17 protein-coding genes, 1 tRNA gene and 1 pseudogene are annotated in these 23,825 nt (G+C 69.5%); 6 read left to right on the top strand and 13 right to left on the bottom strand.

Annotation, left to right across the window (positions count from 1 at the left end):
- Window positions 1-122: 122 nt before the first annotated feature.
- The 9 genes from ABZ208_RS10355 to ABZ208_RS10315 form a co-directional block, all read right to left on the bottom strand.
- Window positions 123-1,259, bottom strand: a complete 1,137-nt coding sequence (locus tag ABZ208_RS10355) for an LCP family protein (RefSeq protein WP_356909091.1) — start codon at window positions 1,257-1,259, stop codon at window positions 123-125.
- Window positions 1,260-1,442: 183 nt separating this feature from the next.
- On the bottom strand, window positions 1,443-3,188 hold the full coding sequence (locus tag ABZ208_RS10350; RefSeq protein WP_356909090.1) for a trypsin-like serine protease: 1,746 nt from the start codon (window positions 3,186-3,188) through the stop codon (window positions 1,443-1,445).
- A 157-nt stretch (window positions 3,189-3,345) separates the two neighbouring features.
- Window positions 3,346-5,388 carry a transcription termination factor Rho gene (gene rho, locus ABZ208_RS10345; RefSeq protein ID WP_356909088.1) on the bottom strand — a complete coding sequence of 681 codons (2,043 nt, stop codon included), beginning with the start codon at window positions 5,386-5,388 and terminating at the stop codon, window positions 3,346-3,348.
- 414 nt (window positions 5,389-5,802) lie between these two features.
- Window positions 5,803-6,720 carry a homoserine kinase gene (thrB, locus tag ABZ208_RS10340; protein WP_356909087.1) on the bottom strand — a complete coding sequence of 306 codons (918 nt, stop codon included), beginning with the start codon at window positions 6,718-6,720 and terminating at the stop codon, window positions 5,803-5,805.
- A 334-nt stretch (window positions 6,721-7,054) separates the two neighbouring features.
- A complete protein-coding gene (gene thrC / locus ABZ208_RS10335; RefSeq protein ID WP_356909086.1) occupies window positions 7,055-8,125 on the bottom strand; it encodes a threonine synthase in 1,071 nt (356 codons plus the stop codon).
- Between the two features lie 7 nt (window positions 8,126-8,132).
- The gene (locus tag ABZ208_RS10330; RefSeq protein ID WP_356909169.1) at window positions 8,133-9,422 is read right to left on the bottom strand and encodes a homoserine dehydrogenase; all 1,290 of its coding nucleotides are present in this window, start codon (window positions 9,420-9,422) and stop codon (window positions 8,133-8,135) included.
- 97 nt (window positions 9,423-9,519) lie between these two features.
- On the bottom strand, window positions 9,520-10,911 hold the full coding sequence (lysA, locus tag ABZ208_RS10325; RefSeq protein ID WP_356909085.1) for a diaminopimelate decarboxylase: 1,392 nt from the start codon (window positions 10,909-10,911) through the stop codon (window positions 9,520-9,522).
- Between the two features lie 16 nt (window positions 10,912-10,927).
- Entirely contained in the window at window positions 10,928-11,908 is a 981-nt protein-coding gene (gene nrtL, locus ABZ208_RS10320; RefSeq protein ID WP_356909084.1) for an ArgS-related anticodon-binding protein NrtL, read from the bottom strand.
- Window positions 11,909-11,963: 55 nt separating this feature from the next.
- Complete coding sequence (locus tag ABZ208_RS10315) at window positions 11,964-12,446, bottom strand: response regulator (RefSeq protein ID WP_356909083.1); 483 nt, start codon at window positions 12,444-12,446, stop codon at window positions 11,964-11,966.
- A gap of 656 nt (window positions 12,447-13,102) precedes the next feature.
- On the opposite strand from ABZ208_RS10315, the gene ABZ208_RS10310 reads away from it, so the two are divergent.
- A tRNA-Arg gene (locus ABZ208_RS10310) sits at window positions 13,103-13,174 on the top strand.
- Window positions 13,175-13,425: 251 nt separating this feature from the next.
- Here ABZ208_RS10310 and ABZ208_RS10305 read toward each other — a convergent pair.
- The gene (locus ABZ208_RS10305; protein WP_356909082.1) at window positions 13,426-13,722 is read right to left on the bottom strand and encodes a GYD domain-containing protein; all 297 of its coding nucleotides are present in this window, start codon (window positions 13,720-13,722) and stop codon (window positions 13,426-13,428) included.
- Between the two features lie 460 nt (window positions 13,723-14,182).
- Between ABZ208_RS10305 and ABZ208_RS10300 the strand changes: the two genes are divergently transcribed.
- Both ABZ208_RS10300 and ABZ208_RS10295 read left to right on the top strand, forming a co-directional pair.
- Window positions 14,183-14,668, top strand: coding sequence for a DUF2975 domain-containing protein (locus ABZ208_RS10300; protein ID WP_356909080.1), 486 nt, complete (start codon window positions 14,183-14,185; stop codon window positions 14,666-14,668).
- Window positions 14,668-14,889, top strand: coding sequence for a helix-turn-helix transcriptional regulator (locus ABZ208_RS10295; protein WP_010981499.1), 222 nt, complete (start codon window positions 14,668-14,670; stop codon window positions 14,887-14,889). The genes ABZ208_RS10300 and ABZ208_RS10295 overlap by 1 nt, the downstream gene beginning before the upstream one ends.
- 239 nt (window positions 14,890-15,128) lie before the next feature.
- On the opposite strand, the gene ABZ208_RS10290 is transcribed toward ABZ208_RS10295, so the two are convergent.
- Entirely contained in the window at window positions 15,129-16,136 is a 1,008-nt protein-coding gene (locus ABZ208_RS10290; protein ID WP_356909079.1) for a helix-turn-helix domain-containing protein, read from the bottom strand.
- A 137-nt stretch (window positions 16,137-16,273) separates the two neighbouring features.
- Window positions 16,274-19,981, bottom strand: a complete 3,708-nt coding sequence (locus ABZ208_RS10285; protein ID WP_356909078.1) for a S8 family serine peptidase — start codon at window positions 19,979-19,981, stop codon at window positions 16,274-16,276.
- A 597-nt stretch (window positions 19,982-20,578) separates the two neighbouring features.
- On the opposite strand from ABZ208_RS10285, the gene ABZ208_RS10280 reads away from it, so the two are divergent.
- From ABZ208_RS10280 to ABZ208_RS10270, 3 genes and pseudogenes are all read left to right on the top strand, one after another.
- The gene (locus tag ABZ208_RS10280; protein ID WP_356909077.1) at window positions 20,579-21,229 is read left to right on the top strand and encodes a hypothetical protein; all 651 of its coding nucleotides are present in this window, start codon (window positions 20,579-20,581) and stop codon (window positions 21,227-21,229) included.
- 103 nt (window positions 21,230-21,332) lie between these two features.
- Window positions 21,333-21,566: pseudogene (locus tag ABZ208_RS10275) on the top strand (NUDIX hydrolase); the annotation flags it as partial.
- A 290-nt stretch (window positions 21,567-21,856) separates the two neighbouring features.
- A complete protein-coding gene (locus tag ABZ208_RS10270) occupies window positions 21,857-22,501 on the top strand; it encodes a DNA alkylation repair protein (RefSeq protein ID WP_356909168.1) in 645 nt (214 codons plus the stop codon).
- 401 nt (window positions 22,502-22,902) lie between these two features.
- On the opposite strand, the gene ABZ208_RS10265 is transcribed toward ABZ208_RS10270, so the two are convergent.
- Window positions 22,903-23,631, bottom strand: a complete 729-nt coding sequence (locus ABZ208_RS10265; RefSeq protein ID WP_356909076.1) for a hypothetical protein — start codon at window positions 23,629-23,631, stop codon at window positions 22,903-22,905.
- Window positions 23,632-23,825 lie beyond the last annotated feature (194 nt).

Genomic DNA, 23,825 nt, shown 5'->3' with positions numbered 1-23,825 from the left:
CCGGGTCGCACGCGCGGATTGCGGGTGCGTGAACCGGGGCCGACGTACCAGTCTGCCAGGACCGGCCGTATCTCCCAAAACGGGGGTGGACGCCGAAGTATTCCTGGGCCGCGTCCCGGGTACTACGGGCGCTTCACGGCCTCGGTCGGCTGCTCGCCGCGTACGACGTCGGCGGCCTCGCCCTTGTCCCCCGCCGACTTCTCGAGCGCGGCCGCGGGGATGGGACGGTCCTGCTTGAGCGCGCTCCACACCTTGCGTGCGTCCCCCTTCAGGGGAACGACGCGGTTGGGGTCCACGGGGTCGTAGCGGACCGGCATCGTGACCATGTGCACGTCGTCGGCGCCGAGGCGGCCGAGCCCCTCGGCGAAGCCCATGAGCTCGCCCACCGAGTCGAGCTCCGAGTCCGGGGTGATCGCCTTGGTGGCGGCGTCGGCGAGGTCGACCATCTTCTTCGGGTCGGAGAGGACGCCGACGTCCTTGACCTGCTCGATGAACGCCTTCATGAACGCCTGCTGCAGCTGGATACGGCCCAGATCGCTGCCGTCGCCGACGCTCTTGCGGGTGCGCACGAGTCCGAGCGACTGCTCGCCGTCGAGCCGGTGCGTGCCGGGCTCGAGGGTCAGGTGGCTCTTGGAGTCCTCGATGGACTGCGTGGTGGTGATCTCGACACCGCCGAGCTCGTCGATGAGCTTCTTGAAGCCGGTGAAGTCGACCTCGATGTAGTGGTCCATGCGGATGCCGGACATCTTCTCGACGGTTTTCACCGCGCAGGCCGGCCCGCCGACCTCGTATGCGGTGTTGAACATGACGCGCCGGCCGCCCTCGACCGCCTTGCCGTTGTCGTCGGTGCACCCGGGCCGCTCGATGAGGGTGTCGCGCGGTATCGAGACCACGCTCGCCTTCTTGTGCCCCTGGTAGACGTGCACGACCATCGCGGTGTCGGAGCGGGCGACGCCGTCGTCGGTGCCGTACCCGGAGTTCGCGCCGGAGCGGGAGTCGGAGCCGAGGACGAGGATGTCCATCGAACCGTTGTCGATGTTCTTGGGGCGGTCGGTGCCCAGGCGCTGGTTGATGTCGACGCCCTGGAGATTGCCGTTGAGCTTGACGTAGACGTAGCCGAGGCCGGAGCCGCCGACCAGCAGCAGGCCTGCAGCCGACCAGGCGGCGACGGTCGCCGCCCGTCGGGCGGGCGTGGGCTGCTTACGGCGTGTGCCGCGACCGCCACGTATTCGGCCGCCGCCGCTTCTCTGCTCGGTCATGGTCCCCTCTGTTCTCGATGCTCCCGCTGTCCCCCGCCGGTGGCACTCCGGGCGCGGAGCCGTCATGTGTCAGACGCTGGACGAGCAAGCAGCGTTGCACGACGCGCAGGGCCCACCGCCGATGGCGGTGGGCCCTGATGGCACGTCGGCCGAGTGCGGGCGAACCCGCTCTCACCTGCGGCGTCAGCCGAAGAGGTTGTACTGCTGGTAGCCGCCGCCGATCGACACGCGTGTGGCGAAGATCTCGCCGGAGGCCTTCCCGGTGCCCGGGTAGAGGTACAGCGTGCCGCCCGGCGTACGGGCCACGAAGTCGGCCTTTCCGTCGTTGGTCACGTCGCCGGGGGCCGCGAAGGCGTTGTAGCCCGCCCAGTCACGGACCTTGAGCTTCGCCTCGTAGGGGGCGGAGCCGTTGCCGGTGCCCTTGAGCAGGTAGACCGAGCCGTCGGTGCCGCGCGCGATCAGGTCCGTGCGGCCGTCACCGTTGAAGTCGCCCTTGCCGCGCAGGGAGTTGAAGCTGCCGTATCCGCTGACGCCGCCGACGCGGGCACCGAAGGTGCCGTTGCCCTTGCCGGGGTAGACCCAGAGCTTGCCGGCCGAGTCCACGGAGATCAGGTCGGGCAGCCGGTCGCCGGTGGCATCGCCGGGGACGGCGATGAACTTACGGGTGCCCCAGCCGTCGGCGATCTTCGTGTCGGTGTAGGTGGAACTGGAGGCCGAGCGGTGCCGCCAGTAGACGTCACCGTCGGACTTCCGCCGGATGACGTAGTCCTGGTACCCGTCACGGTTCAGGTCGGCCTGGAGCACCACGTTGTACGCGCTCCAGGAGCCGGTCAGCGACGTACGGGCCTCGAAGCCCTTGCCGGTGGACTTCTTGTAGTAGCCCTTGCCGTCGGTCGAGCGGACGAACAGGTCGGCCTGGCCGTCACGGGTCACGTCGGTGTCGTCGACGCGGGGGCGGACAGCCGGCGAGTACGCCGAGACCTTGGTGAACACCTCGAAGGTGCCCTCGACGTTGCACGCCTGGGCCTGAGTGCCTATGCCCCAGGAGACGACGCCGACGACCTTGTTGTTGACGATCAGCGGGCCGCCGGAGTCGCCGGGGCAGGTGGTCGTGCCGGTGGCGTCGTCGCCGGTGCCGAGCGGACCGGTGCAGATCATCTTCCCGGGCTGGAAGAGGCTGGGCTCGTTCGGCAGGCTCTCGTTGAAGTTCTCGGTGCAGTCGATGTCCGACTGGATGGGGAGCGTCGCCTTGAGCAGCGTCGAGGACAGGTCGGCGTTCTCGTCGGAGCCGGTGAGCCCCCAGCCGTACACCGTGCCCTTGGTGCCCTGGGCGTAGAGCGCGGTGTCGGTGGGCTTGGCCATCTCCAGGGTGGGGTGGCTCACCGGCTTGGAGAGGGTGAGCAGCGCGATGTCGTTGGCGTTGCCGTCGCTGCCGTAGCCGGCGCGCACCCAGCTGCGCTGGACGTCGACGAACTGGCCCTCGGCGTTGTCGGGCCCGCCGAGGAGCTTGCTCGTGCCTGCCAGGACCGCACCGCGCTTGCCCCAGTCCTGCCGTACGCCGTTCTCGTCGTACAGGCAGTGGGCGGCGGTCAGCACCTTGTTGGGCGCGACCAGCGTGCCGCCGCAGGTGAAGTAGTAGTTGCCGTCGCCGTACACGTCGAAGAGCAGCTGCACCATCCAGCCGCCGGAGGTGCTGGTGCCGCCGATGATGCGCGTCTGCGCCTGCGGCTCGGTGTCGGCCGTGTCCGGCTCGACGACCTTGACGCCCTCCGGCGCCTTCATGGACGGGGTCGTGTTGCCGTCGGCCTCACCGGCGTACGACGTCGCCGCCAGCGTTCCGCCGGTCAGCAGCGCCAGGGCGGCGGCCGCTGCGGGGATGATCCGGCTGAGACGGCGTCTGTGACGGCCTCCGGAACGGGAAATGCGCACTCAGGTCCCCCCAGGGAAAGTTTCTGTGCATCAGAAAATACGATCGAAGAGGGCGCGATCGTATCGGGGGGCGCTGACACGACATGGGGCCGCCCCCGTGATCCGGCGTACCGGATACGGGGGCGGCCCTTCGAACGACGTACGACCGGCGGTCGGGTCAGTCGTTGTTGCCCGAGGACGGGGTCGTCTTCTGGATCTGCAGCAGGAACTCGCCGTTCGACTTCGTCTGCTTCATCTTGTCGAGCAGCAGCTCGATCGCCTGCTGCTGGTCGAGCGCGTGCAGCACGCGGCGCAGCTTCCAGACGACGGCGAGCTCGTCGCTGCCGAGCAGGATCTCTTCCTTACGGGTACCGGACGCGTCCACGTCCACCGCCGGGAAGATGCGCTTGTCGGCGAGCTTGCGGTCGAGCTTGAGCTCCATGTTGCCGGTGCCCTTGAACTCCTCGAAGATCACCTCGTCCATGCGTGAACCTGTGTCCACCAAAGCCGTCGCGAGGATGGTCAAAGATCCGCCGTCCTCGATGTTGCGCGCGGCACCGAAGAAGCGCTTCGGCGGGTACAGCGCGGTCGAGTCGACACCACCGGACAGGATGCGGCCGGAGGCCGGCGCCGCAAGGTTGTACGCACGGCCCAGGCGGGTGATCGAGTCCAGCAGGACGACCACGTCGTGACCCAGCTCGACGAGACGCTTGGCGCGCTCGATGGCCAGCTCGGCGACGGTGGTGTGGTCCTCGGCCGGACGGTCGAAGGTCGAGGAGATGACCTCGCCCTTGACCGACCGCTGCATGTCGGTGACCTCTTCCGGACGCTCGTCGACCAGGACGACCATCAGGTGGCACTCGGGGTTGTTGTGGGTGATCGCGTTGGCGACCGCCTGCATGATCATGGTCTTGCCGGTCTTCGGCGGGGCCACGATCAGGCCGCGCTGGCCCTTACCGATCGGCGACACGAGGTCGATGATGCGGGTGGTCAGCACACCCGGGTCGGTCTCCAGGCGGAGCCGGTCCTGCGGGTAGAGCGGGGTCAGCTTGTTGAACTCCGGGCGCCCGCGGCCGGATTCGGCCGCCATCCCGTTCGCCGAGTCGAGGCGGACCAGCGCGTTGAACTTCTCGCGGCGCTCGCCTTCCTTGGGCTGGCGGACCGCACCGGTGACGTGGTCACCCTTGCGCAGACCGTTCTTGCGGACCTGGGCGAGGGACACGTACACGTCGTTCGGGCCGGGCAGGTAGCCGGAGGTCCGGATGAACGCGTAGTTGTCCAGGATGTCCAGGATGCCCGCGACGGGGATCAGGACGTCGTCCTCGGAGACCTGCGGCTCGCTCGCGAAGTCCTCGCGGCCACGACGGCCCCGGCGGTCGCGGTAGCGGCCGCGGCGTCCGCGCCGGCCACCGGCCTCGTCGTCGAAGTCGTCCTGCGGTCCGGCGCCCTGCGGGCCCTGCTGGCCGCCCTGGCGCTGCTGGCGCTGGCCGCCCTGCTGGTCGTCGCCCTTGCCGCGGCGGTCGCGGTCACGGTCGCGCTGACGCTCACGGCGGTCGCCGCGCTCGCCTCCACGCTCCGCTCCGCGGTCACTGCGCTCGCCGCGCTGACCGCGCTCCTGACGGCCCTGGCGGCCGTCGGCGCTGTCCTGGGCCGACACTGCGACGGCGGCCTCGGCCTTGGCCTCGGGCTGCGCCTCCGTCCGGACCTCGACGGCGGTGTCGCCGCGGGTCTCGGTACGGGTCTCGGGGCTGCCCGCCTGCGCGGTGGCACGGCGACGGCGGCGCTCCGCGGCCGGCTGGTCGTCGCCTGCCGACGGACCGGGAATGTCGATCTGCTGCTGGGCGACGGCCTTGTCGGCCTTCGCGGCCGTCTCGGCCGCTGCCGACTCGTCACCCGTCCGGGTCTTGGAGGTGGTACGCCGCTTCGGCTTGGTCGCGGCCTCGCCGGTGCCTGCCTCGGCGCTCTTCGCCGGGGTGGAGGCTCCGGCTCCGGCCTGCGCCTCCTTGATGACCTCGATCAGCTGGCTCTTGCGCATCCGCGCTGTGCCCCTGATGCCGAGGCCGGACGCGACCTGCTGCAGCTCGGCCAGGACCATGCCCTCGAGGCCGGTGCCGGAGCGGCGGCGCCGTGAGGTGGTGCCCGAGGCAGCACCTGCGGCGGGCGCGGTGGTGTCGACACTGCTGTCGGCAGTCACGCCCATCAGATCGGTGGTGTCGCTCACGAAGGGTCCTTCCCTGGAGCGGACGTCGGCCTTCTGGCTCGGCGACCGGTTGTGCTGTCCGACCGCGGTCCTGCTGTGCGGACCGTGCCGGAGCGGTGGTCCCGCCGACAATCAACGGCGGAGAGATATACGTGCATACGTGCAAGGCCCGGCCCGAGATCCCCCTGCTCGGCCCACTCCTGGGAAAAGCGAGGGGTGTCGTGCCGGTTCCGGAGCGTGCTCGAAACTGCTCAGGCAGGCTGCTCAGGCAGTTTGGGAGGCTCCCGGAAGGATGGTGGCCCCGACGGGGACCGCGATGCACCGCGCCTCAACGACGTCGGTTGCAGACTTGAGGTTAACACTACCGGCTCCAACAAACATTCCCCCTCTCCCTCACCGGCAATCTTGTGTCACTGCGTGTACCGCCGCGGGTGTCTACGGTGCCAGCGGCAGAACGCTGGCGCCCGCCGCATCGAAAGTGAGCCGATTGGCCGCCCATTCCTCGCCCGCCAGACGGGCGACCTTGTCGGCCACACCCTCCTCGGCCAGTGCGAGAACCGTGGGGCCCGCACCGGAGATGACTGCAGGGACGCCGTCGGCGCGCAGACGGTTCACAAGGTCGATGCTCTGCGGCATCGCCGGAGCCCGGTACTCCTGGTGGAGCCGGTCCTCGGTGGCCGGCAGCAGCAGCTCAGGACGCCTGGTCAGCGCCTCGACGAGCAGCGCGGCCCGGCCGGCGTTTGCCGCTGCGTCCACGTGCGGGACGGTGCGCGGCAGCAGCCCGCGGGCGGTCTCGGTCAGCACCGGCTTGCCGGGGACGAAAACCACCGGAACGACGGAATCTGTGGGATCCATCCTGATGGCACGCGCCGCGCCCGCGTCCGTCCAGGCGAGCGTGAAGCCGCCGAGCAGGCAGGCGGCCACATTGTCGGGGTGCCCCTCGATCTCGGTGGCGAGCTCCAGCAGCGCCGCGTCGTCGAGCTTGGCATCGCCCCCTATCGTCACCGCGCGGGCGGCGACGATACCGGCGCAGATGGCCGCGGACGACGAGCCGAGTCCCCGCCCGTGCGGGATGCGGTTGGCACACACGACCTCGAGGCCGCGCGGCTGCCCACCGAGCAGGTCGAAGGCCGTACGCAGGGAGCGTACGAGGAGGTGACTCTCGTCGCGGGGCAGCGTCGACGCGCCCTCACCCGCGATGTCGATGTGCAGACCGGAGTCCGCGACCCGGACGACGACGTCGTCGTACAGGCCGAGCGACAGTCCGAAGGCATCGAAGCCCGGACCGAGATTGGCGCTGGTGGCGGGGACGCGCACCCGGACGGCGGCGGCGCGGAACGCTGGACCGGCCATCGCTCGAGGACACTCCTTGATTCTGGATTCGTATCGGACCGCAGATGCGGAACTACGGGATCTGCGAGTTTTGTTCGAGAGGTACGAACACCCACGGGCCTCACGGGCAACAGCACCGCGGCATATGCGGCGGGGGGTTCGGTACAGCCTATCGAAGGAAGGTTCACCTGCGACATAGGGCGCACAGGAGGCGCACGATGCGTGTCGCGCGGCCTCCTGTGCCTCTATGCAGGCCCTTGCCCCGCTTGCCATACTTTCCGGTAGGCAGTCGGCGCCTCCCGGCGGCAATCGGCCGTGCCGGACGGGCTGTTGTGGCCGCCCGGCACGACGGCGGTCACGCCAGGCCGAGGCGCTCCGCGGCAGCCGCGGCGTCGACCGGAACGGTGACCGGCTGCGGTGCTCCGGCGACCGCCCAGTCGGGATCCTTCAGACCGTTTCCGGTGACCGTGCAGACGATCCGCTGGCCCCTGTCGACCTTGCCCTGCTCGGCCGCCTTGAGCAGACCGGCGACCGAGGCGGCCGACGCCGGCTCGACGAAGACGCCCTCCTTCGAGGCCAACAGCCGGTAGGCGCGCAGGATCTCACGGTCCGTCACCTCGTCGATGAACCCGCCCGACTCGTCGCGCGCGGCGAGCGCGTGCTGCCAGGAGGCCGGATTCCCGATCCGGATCGCGGTGGCGATGGTGGACGGGTCCTTGACCACCTCGCCGCGCACGATCGGCGCCGAACCGGAGGCCTGGAAGCCCCACATCCGCGGGGTGTGCGTGGACATCTTGTCCGCGGAGTACTCCTTGTAGCCCTTCCAGTACGCCGTGATGTTGCCGGCGTTGCCGACGGGCAGCACATGGATGTCGGGGGCGTCGCCGAGCGCGTCGACAATCTCGAACGACGCCGTCTTCTGACCCTCGATGCGGAACGGATTGACCGAATTGACCAGCGCCACCGGGTAGTTCTCCGACAGGCCGCGGGCCAGGTTCAGGCAGTCGTCGAAGTTTCCGTCGACCTGAAGGATCTTCGAGCCGTACACGAGGGCCTGGCCCATCTTGCCGAGCGCGATCTTGCCCTGCGGCACCAGCACCGCGCAGACCATTCCGGCCCGTACGGCATAGGCGGCGGCCGACGCGGAGGTGTTGCCGGTGGAGGCGCAGATGACGGCCTGCGCTCCCTCTTCCTTCGCCTTGGTGATGGCCATGGTCATACCGCGGTCCTTGAAGGACCCGGTGGGGTTGGCTCCCTCGACCTTGAGATGGACCTCGCATCCGGTGAGCTCGGAGAGGACCTGCGCCGGGACGAGCGGCGTGCCACCCTCGCGCAGCGTGACGACCGGCGTCGTGTCCGTGACCGGAAGACGGTCCCGGTATTCCTCGATGATGCCGCGCCACTGGTGGGTGCCGTTGGTGGTCATGGGTCCCTTACTCCCCTTCAACACGCATGATGCTGGCGACACCACGCACGGTGTCGAGCTTGCGCAGCGCCTCGACGGTCCCGGAGAGGGCCGCGTCGGGCGCGCGGTGGGTGACGACGACGAGGGAGGCCTCGCCGTCCTTGCCCTGCTGGCGCACCGTATCGATGGATACGCCGTGCTCGGCGAAGACCGTCGCCACCTGGGCGAGGACGCCCGGCTTGTCGGCCACGTCGAGGCTGATGTGGTACCGCGTCACCACGTCACCCATGGGGCTCACGGGCAGCTGCGTGTACGCGGACTCGCCGGGCCCCGTTGCCTCGGCGAGCCTGTTGCGGCAGACGGCGACGAGGTCGCCGAGCACCGCGGATGCGGTCGGGGCGCCGCCGGCGCCGGGACCGTAGAACATCAGCTGGCCGGCGGCGTCCGCCTCGACGAAGACGGCGTTGTACGCCTCGCGCACGGAGGCCAGCGGGTGGCTGAGCGGGATCATCGCCGGGTGGACGCGGGCGGTGACGGACCGCCCGTCGGCGGCGCGCTCACAGATCGCGAGGAGTTTGACGGTGCAGCCCATGCGCCTCGCGGAGACGATGTCGGCGGCGGTGACCTCGGTCAGGCCCTCGCGGTAGACGTCGTCGAGGCGTACGCGGGTGTGGAAGGCGATCCCGGCGAGGATGGCGGCCTTGGCCGCGGCGTCGAAGCCCTCGACGTCGGCGGTCGGGTCGGCCTCGGCGTAACCGAGGGCGGTGGCCTCGTCGAGCGCCTCGGAGTATCCGGCGCCCGAGCTGTCCATCTTGTCGAGGATGAAGTTGGTCGTGCCGTTGACGATGCCGAGCACGCGGTTGACCTTGTCGCCGGCCAGCGACTCGCGCAGGGGGCGGATCAGCGGGATCGCCCCCGCGACGGCCGCCTCGAAGTACAGGTCCCGGCCGTGCTGCTCGGCAGCGGCGTAGAGGGTCGCGCCGTCCTCGGCGAGCAGCGCCTTGTTGGCGGAGACGACGGACGCGCCGTGCTCGAACGCGGTGGTGATGAGGGTCCGGGCGGGCTCGATGCCGCCGATGACCTCGATGACGACGTCGATGTCGCCGCGTTTGACGAGTGCGGTCGCATCGGTGGTGATCAGCGAGGCATCGATACCGGCCCGCACCTTGGAGGGGCGGCGCACGGCGACCCCGGCGAGCTCCACCGGGGCGCCGATGCGTGCGGCGAGGTCGTCGGCGTGCGTCGTCATGATGCGCGCCACCTCTGAGCCGACCACTCCACAGCCCAGCAGCGCCACCTTCAGCGGACGCGTACGCATCATCCGACCTCGTTTCCTTTACTTCTACGGTTGGACCAGTCTCACGCACCGGACGGAAGTTTCTATCCCCCGTCCAGATTCCGAGATATCTATTTCATCAGCCGACATCGAGACGCAGAAGATCTTCCTCCGTCTCGCGCCGGACGATCACCCGCGCCTCACCGTCCCTGACGGCGACAACGGGCGGGCGAAGTGCGTGGTTGTAGTTGCTGGCCATGGAGCGGCAGTACGCGCCGGTGGCCGGCACGGCGATCAGATCGCCGGGCGCGAGGTCGGCAGGCAGGAACGCGTCCTTCACCACGATGTCGCCGCTCTCACAGTGCTTGCCGACGACACGGCTGAGCATGGGGGCCGCATCGGAGGTACGCGAGACGAGAGCGACGCTGTACTCGGCGTCGTACAGAGCGGTGCGGATGTTGTCCGACATGCCGCCGTCGACACTGACGTACGTCCGCAGCCCTTCGAGGGGCTTGACGGTGCCGACCTCGTACAGCGTGAACGCGGTGGGACCGACGATCGCGCGCCCCGGCTCGACCGAGATCCGCGGCGTCCTCAGCCCGGCGGCCTCACACTCACGGGTGACGATCTCGCCGAGCGCCTTGGCGATGTCGTGCGGCTCGCGGGGGTCGTCCTCGGAGGTGTAGGCGATACCGAGGCCGCCGCCGAGGTCGATCTCGGGCAGTTCGACACCGTGCTCGTCGCGTACCGCGGCGAGAAGCTGGACGACGCGCCGCGCGGAGACCTCGAAGCCGGCCATGTCGAAGATCTGCGACCCGATGTGCGAATGAATTCCGATGAGTTCGAGACCGTCGAGCCTGAGGGCCCGGCGGACGGCTTCCGCCGCCTGCCCACCGGCCAGCGCGATGCCGAACTTCTGGTCCTCGTGCGCGGTGGCGATGAACTCGTGGGTGTGCGCCTCGACGCCGACGGTGACGCGGATCTGCACCCGCTGCCGCTTCCCGAGGCTCTGGGCGATGTGGGCGACGCGGACGATCTCCTGGAAGGAGTCGAGGACGATCCGCCCGACGCCGACGCGCACGGCCCTCTCGATCTCCTGCTCGGACTTGTTGTTGCCGTGGAAGGCGATGCGTTCGGCGGGCATGCCGGCGTCGAGCGCGGTCGTCAGCTCTCCCCCGGAACACACGTCGAGATTGAGTCCTTCCTCCGTGAGCCACCGCACGACGGCCCTGCTGAGGAACGCCTTGCCGGCGTAGAACACGTCCGCGTCCTTGCCGAACGCGTCGGCCCAGGCGCGGCAGCGGGCCCGGAAGTCGGCCTCGTCGAGGAAGTAGGCGGGCGTGCCGAACTCCTCGGCGAGCCGGGTGACTTCGATCCCTCCGACGCTGACGACCCCGTCGTCGTTGCGGCTGACCGTGCGGGCCCACACCTTCTCGTCGAGCGCGTTCAGGTCGGTGGGCGGGGCGGTGTAGTGGCCCTCGGGAAGAACATCGGCGTGACGGGGCCCGGCGGGGTGTGCGGATCGGCTCATCTGTCTCTCTCACATCTCACAGGTATTCGGGTGCGCTGATGCCGAGGAGGAACAGGCCACCGGCGAGCACCGTCCCGGCGGCTTCGGCAAGGGCGAGCCGGGAACGGTGGGCGGCCGAGGGTTTCTCGTCGCCGACGGGCAGCACCGTGTGCTGGAACGCGAGAAAGGCATCGGCGGTGACGTCCAGATGGCGGGCGATACGGTCCGGGGCGCGCAGACGGGCGGCGTCGGCGGTGGCGACCGGGTAGTCACGGACGGCGGCCGTGAGGGCCGGGGCGTCGACGTGCTCCTCGGGGGCGGCGGCCATACCGAGCCGTGCGGCGGCGCGAGCCAGCGCCCTGGTCCGGGAGTAGGCGTACCGCACCCGGAAGAGGGGGTTGCGTTCGTGCTGGACGAGCCACTCGTCGCCGGTCCTGGGCCGGTCGTGCGCGGCGGCCGAGAGGACGGCCCAGCGGGCGGCGTCGGGCCCGAGTCGTTCGTAGAAATCCTCATCGGGCGCGGGCACGACCTTGAGGACCGTCTCGCCTCCGGCGATGACGTCGGTGCGGGCACCTTGGGTGCTGAGCAGATGTGAGACGGCCGAGGTCCACAGAGCGGCGCGCCGGTCGCCCGAGATCCGGAACCGCACGGAGGTCCCGGCGAGCGAGGCCCCGGATCCGTACGTCCTGCCGCGCTCGCGCACCGTGCGGACGAGCATCTGCTGGGTGCCGCCGCCGAGGGTGATGTTGAGGAACCCGGGGCCGGTGATGTCGACCCGCTCGATACCGGACGCCTGGGCGATCCGGTCCCGCAGCATCTCGGCCACCCGCCGCGGCTCCTGAGCGGCGGCCTTGGCAAGCCGCAGCGCGATCCCGGTCGCGTAGTCCCCGTGTCCACCCGGCCGGGGCCGCTCCAGCTTGATGCTGCCGGATTCGGGCACGGGCGCCTGGAGCACACCTTCCTCCACGGCACGCCGCACGGCGTGGTGGACGGTAAGGGAGAGCTCAGCCGGTGTCACGGGACAAGCGTAGGGGAGGGAGGGGGGCCCTTCGCGAACCGGTTTCGCGATGCGGTCAACCCCGAGTGCTCCCCGCCCGCCCGGCTCCGTGCCTGCCGTCGACGGACGGCGGCCCCTCCCGGTGCATCAACCGGCGTACGAGCCGTACGAGCTCGGCCGGCTCGAAGGGCTTGGCGAGAAAGGCGTCGACGCCGGCGGCGATCCCGTTGTCCACCTCGTACTGGGTACAGGCGCTGATGATGGCGACGGGCAGATGACGGGTGCGGGGATCGGCGCGGAGTCGGGCGGCGGTGCGCAGCCCGTCGAGCCGGGGCATGACGACATCAAGGGTGACGACATCGGGCCGGACCTGATGCACGACGTCCAGGCATTCGGCACCATCGGCCGCGGTCACGACCTCGAAGCCCTCCAGCTCGAGGTTGACCCTGATCAGCTGCCGAATCACTCGATTGTCATCAACAACGAGAACTCGGCGAGACACGCCGGACACAACTCGAGAGTAGGTCGGCGAACGGGGCTGCGTCCGGGTTTTGCCCACTTCCGACCCGGGTGGGGGACGGGGAGGCGGGGCGGGGGGCGCGCCACCGACTCCGGCCGGCACGCCGGGTGGCGCGCCACCGGGGGCGGGAGCGCAGGGTCGGGTCGGGGCGTGCCGCCCCGGGGCGTCGGGGGGGCGCTCCCCCGGTGGCGCGCCGGGCCGGGTGGGGTCGGGTCGGGGGTGTGTGCCACCCGGGGGCGGGCGCTCCGGGCCGGGTGAGGTCACGCCGGGGGTGTGTGCCACCCGGGGGCGGGCGCTCCGGGTCGGGGGCGTGTCGTCCCGGGGGCGTCGGGGCGGGTCGGGGGCGTGCGGGTCGCGCTGCGCTGGGGGTTGCGCTCGGGGCGGGGCCGGAGTGGCGAAAGCGGGGGCCTACAGCCGGGCTAGAGCCAGGGACCGCCTCCGGAGGGCGGCCCGTGGCGGCCAGTGAGCGCGCAGGTACGCCGACGCAGTATCGCCGGTGCTCCTTGAGACTTACCCCGGGCGGCCGGGTGTACCTGCGGCTCGTGTTCTCGGACTCCGACTGGACCGGAATCACAGCGCACAAGGCAGGGAGATGACCCGTGCGGCACCCGCCGTGAAGCTGGAAATACCTGTTCACGACGACCCTCTGGGAGCTGGTAGGGTTCTATCCGTCGCCGCGCAACAGCGGGGCGTACGCCCCCGTAGCTCAGGGGATAGAGCAACGGCCTCCGGAGCCGTGTGCGCAGGTTCGAATCCTGCCGGGGGCACCCTTCATGAGGTGCCCAAAGACCCCGCCATCAGCGCTTTAGCTGAGGACGGGGTCTTGGCGTATGTGCAGCCGTATGCCGCTCGGAGCGGGCGTATGTCGGGGGCTGCGGACTATTCGTGGACAGGATCTTGGGGCGTAAGCCCAGGTCGCACCCAGGAATGGCGAAGGCCCCGGACAGGTCCAGGGGCCTCGATCCGTAGCGCCTTGAGCGTGTCGTTCGAACCAGCAGGTCCTCGACGTGGAAGTCCCTCAGCCAGTGGCCTTGGCGATGATGCGGTCCATCTCCTCCCGGCCGAAGGCTCGCAGGGTCGTACTACGGACGTTGCCCAACGCGCCGGTCTGCAGGAGCACTGCGGTGGCAGTCTCGTCGTCGGGTGCCTCTACGACAGCCACGATGTCGTACGGACCGACGGTCCAGTAGAGGTTCAGGACCTTCACCCCGAGCTTCTGTGCCGCTGCGGTGAAGGCCTCGGCGCGTTGCGGGGTGTCCTTGTAGCCGCGGACCCCCTGGTCGGTCCAGTTCAGCAGCGCAACAAACGTGGGCATGTCCTTACCCCTGTAAGTAGACACAACAAGTCGTGGTCAATCGTGGGCATCATGCGCGTAATGCGCATGAGAAGCGCATCCAAAGGAGTGACGGGGAGCCATCACATGCTGCCTCGAGCGGTGGGCAGCCCGTCGACACAAATGAAGGCGACACGGCAGCGAACGCGGACGGCAACGGCAGTCAGCAGTACCCCCGGTGGTCCTCGGCCGGTCGGCCTGGCTTCATGGCCTTGCCCGACATGCACCCCCAGGGCTTCGGCGTAGTCGGGTGGCGTCCGATTTGTGCTCAAGCGAGGCCAACTTCGACAAGATCAAGACGGTTCGCGAAACCGCCATGGCACGGGAGGGGCGGCGGCGTCCCGCCACGGTGCGAACCCGCCACCTCACCCTCCTTCCCAGCCCTTGCTTCACCTATCGAAATTCGATAGATTCCCATCGCAACTCGATGGAAGGATGGGCCGTGGGAAAGCTGACAGTGCGTGCGTTGCGCGCCGTGCTCGCGGTGGTGCTCGCCGGCACCGTGTTCGTACAGGCATTGATGGTGTGGGCGTTGGCCACCGACCCCGAAGACGGGTCGCTCCCGCTGACCCCGCTGCGCGTGATCACGATCCTGGGCATGGTGTCGGCGCAGGTCGCCCTGGTCTGCGTATGGCGGCTGGTGACGATGGTGCGACGCGGAACCGTGTTCTCCCAAGCCGCCTTCCGGTACGTGGACGGGATGATCGGCGCGATCGTGGCGGCTGCCCTCGTGTGGTTCGCGGTCACGGTCCTCAACGCGCCGGGTCAGCGGGAGGACCCGGGCGTCACCGTCATCATGGGCGGGGTCGGCGTGGCCATCCTGGGGGTCGCGCTCATCGTGATCGTGCTGCGGATGCTGCTCGCCCAGGCCGTCGCGCGCGACGTCGAAGCGGCGCAGTTGCAGGCCGAGTTGGACGAGGTGATCTGATGCCGATCGCCGTCGACATCGACGTGATGCTGGCCAGGCGGAAGATGTCCGTGGGCGAGCTCGCGGACCGCGTAGGGATCACGCCCGCCAACCTGGCGGTACTCAAGAACGGCCGCGCCAAGGCGGTACGCTTCGCGACGCTCGCCGCGCTCTGCGAGGTGCTCAAGTGCCAGCCGGGCGACCTTCTGCGCTGGGAGGCCGAGGACGCCGCCGGCGGATGACGTGCCCCCGGCCGGGCCTGCGCTCCTGTCTTCGCCCCGCGTCAGCCTGCAGCAAGCCAGACTGATGGCCACCGCCCAGCATGGTCGAGGTTGATCCCCGCGACCGGGCAGTGCTGGCTCATGGAGAGGGAGCATGCGGCGCCACGGCCCGAGACCGGTACCAGAAACGCAACACTGCCGAAAGGCGATCAACCGGCTGAAGCAGCACCGGGCGGTGGCCACGCGCTATGACGAGCCCGTTACGTCTCCCCCGGCACCGGTGGCTCCACCCAGCCGTGTCGGACGGCGTGACCGCCGAGCTGCATCCGGGTCCGAACTCCGGCCATGTCCATGAGGTGGCGCAGGCGTCGGTGCAGCGTGCGCGGTGACAGGCCCAGCTGTGTCGCGGCCGTCTGGTCGGTCAGGCCGGCCAGCAGGAGCGCGAGGATCCTCCGGTCGAGGTCGGTCGGGCCCTCCTCCCCGAGCTGGACGGTGGGTTCGGCTTCTCCGCCGGTGCCCGACAACTCCAGCGGGTGGGCGGCGCGCCATACCGTCTCGAACAGCGCGTCCAGCGCGTCCAGCAGGCCGCTGCGGTGCAGCAGCACTGCGCCGGGTTCTCCGGCCGGCGTGGTCGCGAGCGGGACGAGGCCGAGTTCGGCGTCGGCCAGCACGAGTTTCATCGGCAGCTGGTCGGCGACACGCAGCTGCACGCCGTTGCGCAGTGAATCGATCGCATCGGTGATGATGCCCGGCTCTGCCAGCACGGCCCGGTCCAGTACCGCTCGGAAGTGCACGCCGCGGCCGATGGCCATGGGTTCGGCCGTGTTCTCGTCGGGCGGCACGGCGACGAACGGTGCGGTGATGAAGGTGCGGACCTGCGTGCGTGCTGCTTGCTGCACCTGTAGGAAGCGATGGCGAATGGCGTCGACGCCCGTGACGACCTCGATCAGATCGCTGATGCTGCTCCCGGTCATCGCCGCCCGGTGCTCCTCGGCGAAGGTCACCAGTGCCTGCTCGGCCATGCGCAGCCCGTCCCGGCGCTGGCTGATGAGAGCACCGAGCGCCATGGCCGGCGGCGCGGCGGTGAACTGCTCGTCCGCCGACCTGATCGCCAGTCCCCACCCGACCAGGCGGGACAAGGCCTTGTCGACGTGGGCCTGCGATACGACGAGCAGATCCGACAGCAGCATCGCGGTGGAGTTCGGCCGTCCGAGCAGCGCCCGGTACACGCGCTCGTCATCGGGTTCGAGGCCCAGAACATCCAGCATCGGCGACCGACTCCCTTCCGCTTGCCGCAGCGGGGAGAGTATGCGCCACGGCGGCAGACCTTGAATAGTGCCTGCTGGGAGCGGGTGCGAAGGGGAGGGCCCCGAGGAGTCGCCTCCCCGGGGCCCTGGAGTGCGGTTCATCGCAGGCCGTACGCCCGGATGATCTCGTTCTTGACGCTGAAGCCGCTGTCCGTCTCCGCGCTCGCGCGGACCGAGATGTAGCCGCCGGGCTTCTTGGCCGTCCTGAACGCACCCGTCCAGTAGCCGTCGGCGCCCTTGGTCAGGGTCACCTTCTGCCAGGTGGCGCCGTCGTCGTACGAGACATCCAGCGTCACCTTGGTGACGCTGCCCGGCACGTTGCCGAGGTCCATCGACACCGGCTTGAGCGCGATCTTCTGGGTCGCGTTGGCCTTGACGTCGCCGTGCAGGTCCGACTCCAGCTTGTAGTCCAGGTTCAGCACCGAGAACCGCTCGAAGAAGTCCGAGTCGACGGTGTCGGACATGAACGTCCACTCGGTGTGGGTGCGCGTCGACAGCCGGAAGACGTCACCGGGCCGCTCCGCGTCGAGGACGGCGCGGTAGGGCAGGTTGCCCGCCGGCACCTCCACCCACTGCATGTCTCCGCCGACCGGGTTGTCGTGGATCAGCGTGTCGCCCTGGAAGATCTGCAGGTGGGACGGCGTCTCACCCCACGGCAGGAAGCCGCCCAGGCGCATGGTGTCGCTGGCGGAGGCCCACGCCTGCACGTTCCAGGTCATGTAGTTCTGCCAGCGGGAGTTGTACACGCCGAAGGACTCGCTCTGGCCCGGCCGGGTCGCCGGAGCGAACCAGTCCAGACGCGTGGTGCTGCCCTTGGCATAGGTGTTGTCGCCCGACACCATCACCCACGGCAGGTTCCCGTCGATGCCCTGCGCGTGGAACTCCCTCCAGACCTGGCCCGGGGTCACCCACTCGGTGCGGGTGCCCGGGTGCCACTCGCGCTCGGGGAAGTTGAACGACGGGCTGAGGGTGAAGTCGGATCGGTAGCCCTCCGCCAACCGGCCGCCCGCGGCCGAGTAGTAGCGGGCGTCGACCCGGGCGAGGTCGCCCTTGGCCGGCTTGTAGACCAGGGCCCGGTCCGGCACCTGGCCGGGGTAGTCCCGGGTCAGGTCGTAGACGAACGGCGTGTACTCGGTCTGCTTCACGGTCAGTTTGAAGATGCCGGCCTTGGCCATCGCGACAAGGGTCCTGCCCGAGTCGCGGTGGACGGTGGCGACCGGGACGGCCGACTCACCGACGTACTCCATCACTGCACCGACACCGTCGTTGACCACGATCAGCGCCTTGGCACCGGCCGCGACCGCGGCCTCCGTGCGCTCCTGCGGCGAGACCTCGTCGCTGCGCTCGACGACGGCGACCTTGCCCTTTGCCCTGACCTTCTCGTACGCGGCCGCCGATCCGTTGCCCGCGTAGACGGCGCCCAGCGTGTCCGTGGCGGTGCCCAGAGCGCTGCCCGCCTGCACCAGTGCGTCGAAGCGGAGGCGACCGCCCAACGCGCTCAGGCTGAGCTGCGGCTCACCCTTGCGCCAGCGGGTGGTCAGCATGAACTCGCCCTGCTTCATCGGCTCCGTCGGCGCGACGTAGACGTCGTCGTACGTCGGCGGCAGCACGTACGCGCTGCGGTAGTCCATGTACGGGTCGAGGCCCTTGTAGTGAACGTTGAAGTCGACCTTGCGCTGGCGGTCCTCGCTGCGCTGCGGCGCCTCGGTCTGCAGCAGGTGTGCCTTGCTCGCGTCCAGCACCACGTCCGCGGAGCCGTCCTTGAGCACGGTCTCCGGGTCGACCAGCACGGCCAGACCCGAGCGGTCCGCCTTCTCGCCGGCCACGTCGAGGTACCCCGCGACGGTGTACAGGCCGGGTGCCATGCGCATGGTGGTCGAGCCGTCGACGTAGACCGACCACGGCCAGACGTCGCCGGCCAGGTTGATTGAGACCCAGCCGGCGGCGGGCTTGCCGTCCCGGCCGACCAGCTTGATGTTCAGGTCGTAGCGCTCCTCCTCCTTGAGCAGCGCCACCGCCGTGCGGGTCACCGGCTTCCCGGTGGCCGCGTCGGTCGCTGTCACGTAGCCGACGTGCCGGCCTGCCGAGGCGGCTTGCGGGTCACCGGTCACCGGTACGGCGGCGGTGCCGCCCGCCGGGACGGTCACCTTGGTGGCTCCGAGTGTGAAGGGACCGCCGTCGTTGGTCAGTGCCAGGTTCAACGTGGCGTCGGCGGAACCGGTGTTGGTGAAGGTCAGATCCTTCGTGACGGCGACGTCGCTCGGCTTGTGCGGCCATGTGTAGTTGCCGAAGAAGAGCGATCCGGTGCCGCGGACCGTGGTGCGCACGGCGGCGGCCACGTCGAGACGGCCGGTGCCGACCTCGTACGGCGAGTACCCGCCGTCCAGGCCCTTCGCGGTGCTCGTCAGGTGTTCCTTGAGCTGCGCGCCGGTCCAGTCCGGGTGCTGCTGGGCCAGGATCGCCGCCGCGCCGGCCACGTGCGGGGTGGCCATCGAGGTGCCGCTGATGGTGCGGTAAAGGCCCTCACCACCGTCCGTCATCTCCTGCGAGCGGGCTGCGGTGATGTCCACGCCGGGCGCCGCGATGTCCGGCTTCATGCCGCCGGACCAGGCCAGCGGGCCGGTGCTGGAGAAGGACGCGAGCCGGTCCTCCTTGTCCGTGGCTGCCACGGTCAGCGCCGAGGAGGCCGCGCCCGGGGCGGAGATGCTCTCCGGGCCGGCGTTGCCGGCGGCTATGACGAACAGCGTGCCGTACTGCGCGGACAGCGCGTCGACCGTCTGCGACATCGGGTCGCTGCCGTCCGTCGGGTAGGAGTCGCCGAGGCTCATGTTGACGACGTCCGCACCGGACTCGGCGGCCCACTGCATGCCGGCCATGACCCAGGAGTCCTGGCCGTAGCCCTCCGTGCCGCCGAGCACCTTGCCGACGAACAGGTCGGCACCGGGGGCGACACCCTTGTTGTCGCCTTTGGAGGCGGCGCCCGAACCGACGATCGTGCCGGACACATGCGTGCCGTGCCCGTTGACGTCGGTGACGGACTCGCCCGGCACGAAGCTGGCCGTGCCGTCGATCAGGCCGGCGAAGTCGGGGTGGTTGACGTCGATGCCGGTGTCGAGCACCGCGACCTTGACGCCCTTTCCGGTGTAGCCGGCCGCCCAGGCCTCGGACGCGCCGATCAGCGGCACGCTCTCCTTCAGGTTGGCCTTCACGCGACCGTCGAGCCACAGCTTCGCCACACCCGCGCCCAACGTCGCGCTGCCCCGCGGCGCGACGGTGGTCCAGAAGGTGCGGGCCTGCCGCTTCTCGGTGCTGAGCGAGGCACCGCGGATGCCCTTGAGCTTGCGGGTCAGCTTGCTGCCCCGGGGGGCCGTCGGCTCGACGGCCGCGCGGGACTTCGGCTGGGCGTACGTCGCGATCAGCGGCATCGCAGCCGACTTCGCGTCGTCGTAGCCCATCTCGATCAGGTCGGTGACGTTGAACAGCCGCCGGTCCAGTTTGTCCGTGCCCAGCAGCGGCGCCGCCTCGTCCGGAATGACGAACAGGTCGCCCTTGATCTCCTGGAGTTTCACCCCGCCGACGGCGCTGTCCGGCCGGTCGACGTCGGCGATCTGCTTGCCGTCGGCCGTCGTGGTGACCGTGACGACGTCGCCGGTGACCAGGGTGACCTTGTGGGTCGCCGAGGGCTTGGCGGGAACGGCGGGCTTGCTCGGAACGGCTTGTGCGGGCGCTTGCAGAACTGCGAGCCCCGACGCCAGCAGCGGCACCGCGGTGACGGCCGAGATCAGCCGCCGGCGCCTGCGCCGCAAGGCGGAAGACTGAGAGGAGGAGGACATGCCATGGGTCTATCGGCCAGTTCACGCCGACGTGAAGACCGGATGACGGCAAGTCCACGCCATGGCAAGGACTTGCCGGCCGCAAACCGCGTGCATCCAGGCGAGGTTGCACCTTTCAGACATGGGCATGCAGCCGGCGGTTGCAGCGCGAAGCCCTTGTCGAACGCTCGCCGCCCGGTGACGGCCTTGACTCACCGGGACTTGTCCGGCCGATCACGTCCGGAGCCAAATGACGAGGGTTGTCGCTGTCGCGGTGCCAAGGAAGACGTAGCCGCGCTTGTGGTAGCGCGGCGCCACGGCCCTGTGCTCCCTCGACGAGCAGCGGGACACCGACCGAAGATGCGCGGCCGAGCCGGGGCTGCCTCTTGTTCCCCGTGCCGAAGACCACATGGGCAGGCCTCGACGGGTTCCTGTCTCCCATCCGTCCTACGCTTGAACCGAGGCATCGAAATTCTTCGTCAACGCCCCGGGGTGATGACGATGCTCGACTTGTCATCCAGGTTGTCGGACATCCCCACTGTGCGGGGTCGGGCACCCTGGCCCCATCACGAGTACGTCAAGGGTTGGGGCGTGTTTGCGCTGCCCTTCGACTCCGGTCACGTGCTCGCGCTCCGAGTCTTTCCTGAGAACAGCTTCGGGCCTTACCGCACGCTGTGGCATCGTGATCCGAGCGGCAGCTGGTCGATCCTCGTCCACGGAGCACGACTGGACACAGCATGCCCCCGGTACTACGGCGCGGCCTGCGACCGCACGGGATACGCCCGTATCGGGCTCACCTGGACGGGCCCGTCCTCCCTGCAGGTGACGATGGATGCTCCTTCACTGGACTGGACTCTCACCGCCTCCTCGACCCGCCTCCTCGGCTTCCTCAACAGCATCAGCGTGGCGCTGCCGCTCGCCACGTGGCGAGCGGCATCTTTGGTACGGGCTCGGGAGCGAGTGGCCCGCGAACTGGGAATGGGGCACCTTCAGATGTCCGGCGTGATGCCGAGCGGTCACACCGGAACCCTCATGCCGCAGCAGATGTACTTCATCGATGACTCACGAGCCACGCTCGACGGCGTCGACCTCGGACTCCCCGTCCGCCTGCAGGACAATCCGCGGATCGGTGACGTGGCCCTGCCGGCCCGCGGCGTCCTCGCGATCGGCCAGGCAGTCTGGCAGATCCTGGATCCGACCGAATACGAACGCACCCGCTCCGAGACCGCCCGGCAGTCCTAGGGTTGACCCGTAATTGATCTACGGGTTGGTGCGGCTGTGGTCGCCGGCCAGGTGGCTTCCGCGATGGGCATCCCGGCGTTCAGCCATCGCATGATGCATGCGCACCGGGGTCTACAAGAACACCGCGCGTGGGCTCGTTGTCCTGGTGTTCGGGTGCAAGCCCGCCGGCGGGTTTGAGCGAAGCTCATTCGAATCGACGGCAGTTGACTGGCTCACCCCCGAAGAGGTCGCCGATCGCATGGCCGAGGTCTGCGCGGTTCGCCTGCTCAATGCGTTGGACGGTAGCGGCCCGCATGGTCGCAGTCACGACGGCAAGCGTCTCCTGAGGACCGCCTAAGAAGTCGTGCAGAAAAGGCGGACGAACTATTCCCGAATCTCCCGGACGAACCGGTGGTGCGCGGCTGAGCCGATCAATCTCCTGACCGGGTGAGCCAGGAGTTGGACGGCTGCTCGGAGCAAGGGCGAGGTCAGTGCCGAACTACTGCACATTTGTGAAGACGCGGGATTTCGTGTCGGTGGCTGCCGCCGAACCGGCGGTTACGACGGGAGGCCGACGTCCGTCGTAGGCTGAATCTCGCCCGTGATGGACAGGAGGCCGAGGTGGCCGAGACGACGGTGGCCGAGGTGATGGCCGAGCTGGCCGAGCTTGAGGACCCGAAGATTCGCGAGGTGAACGAGAAACACGGTGACGATCACGGTGTGAACCTCAGCAAGCTGCGCGCGCTCGCGAAGCGGCTGAAGACGCAGCAGGAACTCGCATGCCGGCTTTGGGAGACAAAGGACACCGCGGCGAGACTGCTGGCGATCCTGATCTGCCGCCCCAAGGCGTTCGAGCGTGACGAGTTGGACGTCATGTTGCGCAAGGCGCGCACACCCAAGGTGCACGACTGGCTCGTGAACTACGTGGTGAAGAAGAACCCGCACTCCGAAGAGCTGCGCCTGGCCTGGTCCGCCGATCCGGATCCAGTGGTCGCGAGTGCCGGCTGGGCTCTGACCACCGAACGCGTGGCGAAGAAGCCCGAGGGCCTCGACCTCGCAGGACTGCTCGATGTCATCGAGGCGGAGATGAAAGACGCCCCGGATCGCCTGCAGTGGGCAATGAACCACTGCCTGGCTCAGATCGGGATCGAGCACGCCGAGTACCGAACCCGGGCAATCGACATCGGTGAGCGCCTGGAGGTGCTCAAGGACTACCCGACTTCCCCGGGCTGCACGTCTCCGTTCGCGCCCGTCTGGATCACCGAGATGGTGCGCCGACAGCACGATGAGTAGGAAGGTTCACGCTCACGCTCGGTGGCGCTGCTCCCGTCCGGTGTGCCCACGCCCTGGCTGCGGATCCCGCCTGGGACGAGGCCCGGACTCTCGCCCGCCGGTTCCTCCTAGATCTGCTGGGCGATTGGCGTCAGCCACTGCCGCGCCCCGTGCGGCCGCACGCCGGTGCCTACTGAGCACGTCCACGCCGACACCTGTGCGCCGACAAGCCGCCCTGCTCTGCCGCCTGGCGGGCCACACCGCAGGCCCGCCACCTGGGATACACACCGCGCCACGCGGCAAACCTGATGCCCAACGGGCGGGCAAGTGGCGGACAGTGGTCCGACACACCACCCCTTGAGCGCCGGGAAACGGGCAGACGCGTGACGGCCGCCTCCAGCGAACCCACCAGTTGTGCCGGATCAGTTGACGGTGGATGTCTCGGCGACTGCGTATGCCTCCAGGCCCGGGGTCGCGAGGAGCTGCGCGACGCAGGCCGTCGAACCACCGACGTACGTGCTCACCAGGTCGACGTCGCCGCCCACACACCAGGCACGATCCTGAGGCCACCACAGGTCGGGGATCTCGAGCCACATCTCGTGGGGGTCTCGCGCCGGCGAGTCGGCATCGTCGAGAGGTCCGGCGAGCAGGATCTCGTCGCGGCCGGGGGTGCGGAAGACCGGGGTTTCGTCCCAGTCGTAGTGGCCGTAGCCGTCCCACAGGCCGTACCAGCAGCGGTCAGGGGTACGGGTGTGTCGGGACAGCACGGAGATCAGGGTGCGGGCCACGTCGGCAGGGGTCGGGCCCTCGTGCGGGTGCTCGTCCCAGACGCCGGGAACGGCCGGGGTGTCGTCGTTGCGGTAGCGGACGGGATCTTGGGCGCCGATCAGCTCGTGCCAGCGCGCCCCCGCGGACACGGACCGGCCGTACACGGCGGCGACCCGGTCCCACCGCACCGGTTCCTCACCGATTCGGGCCGGATGGAGGATCCGCGCGTACGCGTCGAAGCCGGGTGCGCACACCCCCGCCACCGTGCCGAATCCGTCATTGTCGGGTGGACGCTGCTCCAGCCAGCGGGCGGGTGCGGGGTTGCGCCGCTCGACGCGGAGGCGTCCGTAGACGGACGGGGGCGACATCGGGTGAGCGCGCATGCCTCGCAGCCTAACCACGCGCGCTCGGGTCAGTCGCACTCGCTCACCTGGTCCTCGATGCAGCGGTTGGCAGCCTCAACGACGCCGGCCGACTCGGGGTCTTCTCCGCGATCACCGCCTCACCCGGCGCCCAAGTCCACTACCGCCGGCGACGCGACGACCACCGGCAAGTGGCCGGTCACATGTCGGCGGAC

Source organism: Streptomyces sp. NPDC006208, assembly GCF_040613775.1.
In the GTDB taxonomy this organism is placed as follows: Bacteria; Actinomycetota; Actinomycetes; order Streptomycetales; family Streptomycetaceae; genus Streptomyces.
This window is presented reverse-complemented; position numbering and strand designations above follow the sequence as displayed.

Excerpts from the sequence above, each read along its gene's own strand:
- ABZ208_RS10355 (WP_356909091.1), bottom strand. The coding sequence starts at position 1,259 with ATGACCGAGCAGAGAAGCGGCGGCGGCCGAATACGTGGCGGTCGCGGC.
- thrB (WP_356909087.1), bottom strand. The coding sequence starts at position 6,720 with ATGGCCGGTCCAGCGTTCCGCGCCGCCGCCGTCCGGGTGCGCGTCCCC.
- thrC (WP_356909086.1), bottom strand. The coding sequence starts at position 8,125 with ATGACCACCAACGGCACCCACCAGTGGCGCGGCATCATCGAGGAATAC.
- ABZ208_RS10330 (WP_356909169.1), bottom strand. The coding sequence starts at position 9,422 with ATGCGTACGCGTCCGCTGAAGGTGGCGCTGCTGGGCTGTGGAGTGGTC.
- lysA (WP_356909085.1), bottom strand. The coding sequence starts at position 10,911 with ATGAGCCGATCCGCACACCCCGCCGGGCCCCGTCACGCCGATGTTCTT.
- ABZ208_RS10305 (WP_356909082.1), bottom strand. The coding sequence starts at position 13,722 with ATGCCCACGTTTGTTGCGCTGCTGAACTGGACCGACCAGGGGGTCCGC.
- ABZ208_RS10295 (WP_010981499.1), top strand. The coding sequence starts at position 14,668 with ATGCCGATCGCCGTCGACATCGACGTGATGCTGGCCAGGCGGAAGATG.
- ABZ208_RS10290 (WP_356909079.1), bottom strand. The coding sequence starts at position 16,136 with ATGCTGGATGTTCTGGGCCTCGAACCCGATGACGAGCGCGTGTACCGG.
- ABZ208_RS10270 (WP_356909168.1), top strand. The coding sequence starts at position 21,857 with ATGGCCGAGCTGGCCGAGCTTGAGGACCCGAAGATTCGCGAGGTGAAC.
- ABZ208_RS10265 (WP_356909076.1), bottom strand. The coding sequence starts at position 23,631 with ATGCGCGCTCACCCGATGTCGCCCCCGTCCGTCTACGGACGCCTCCGC.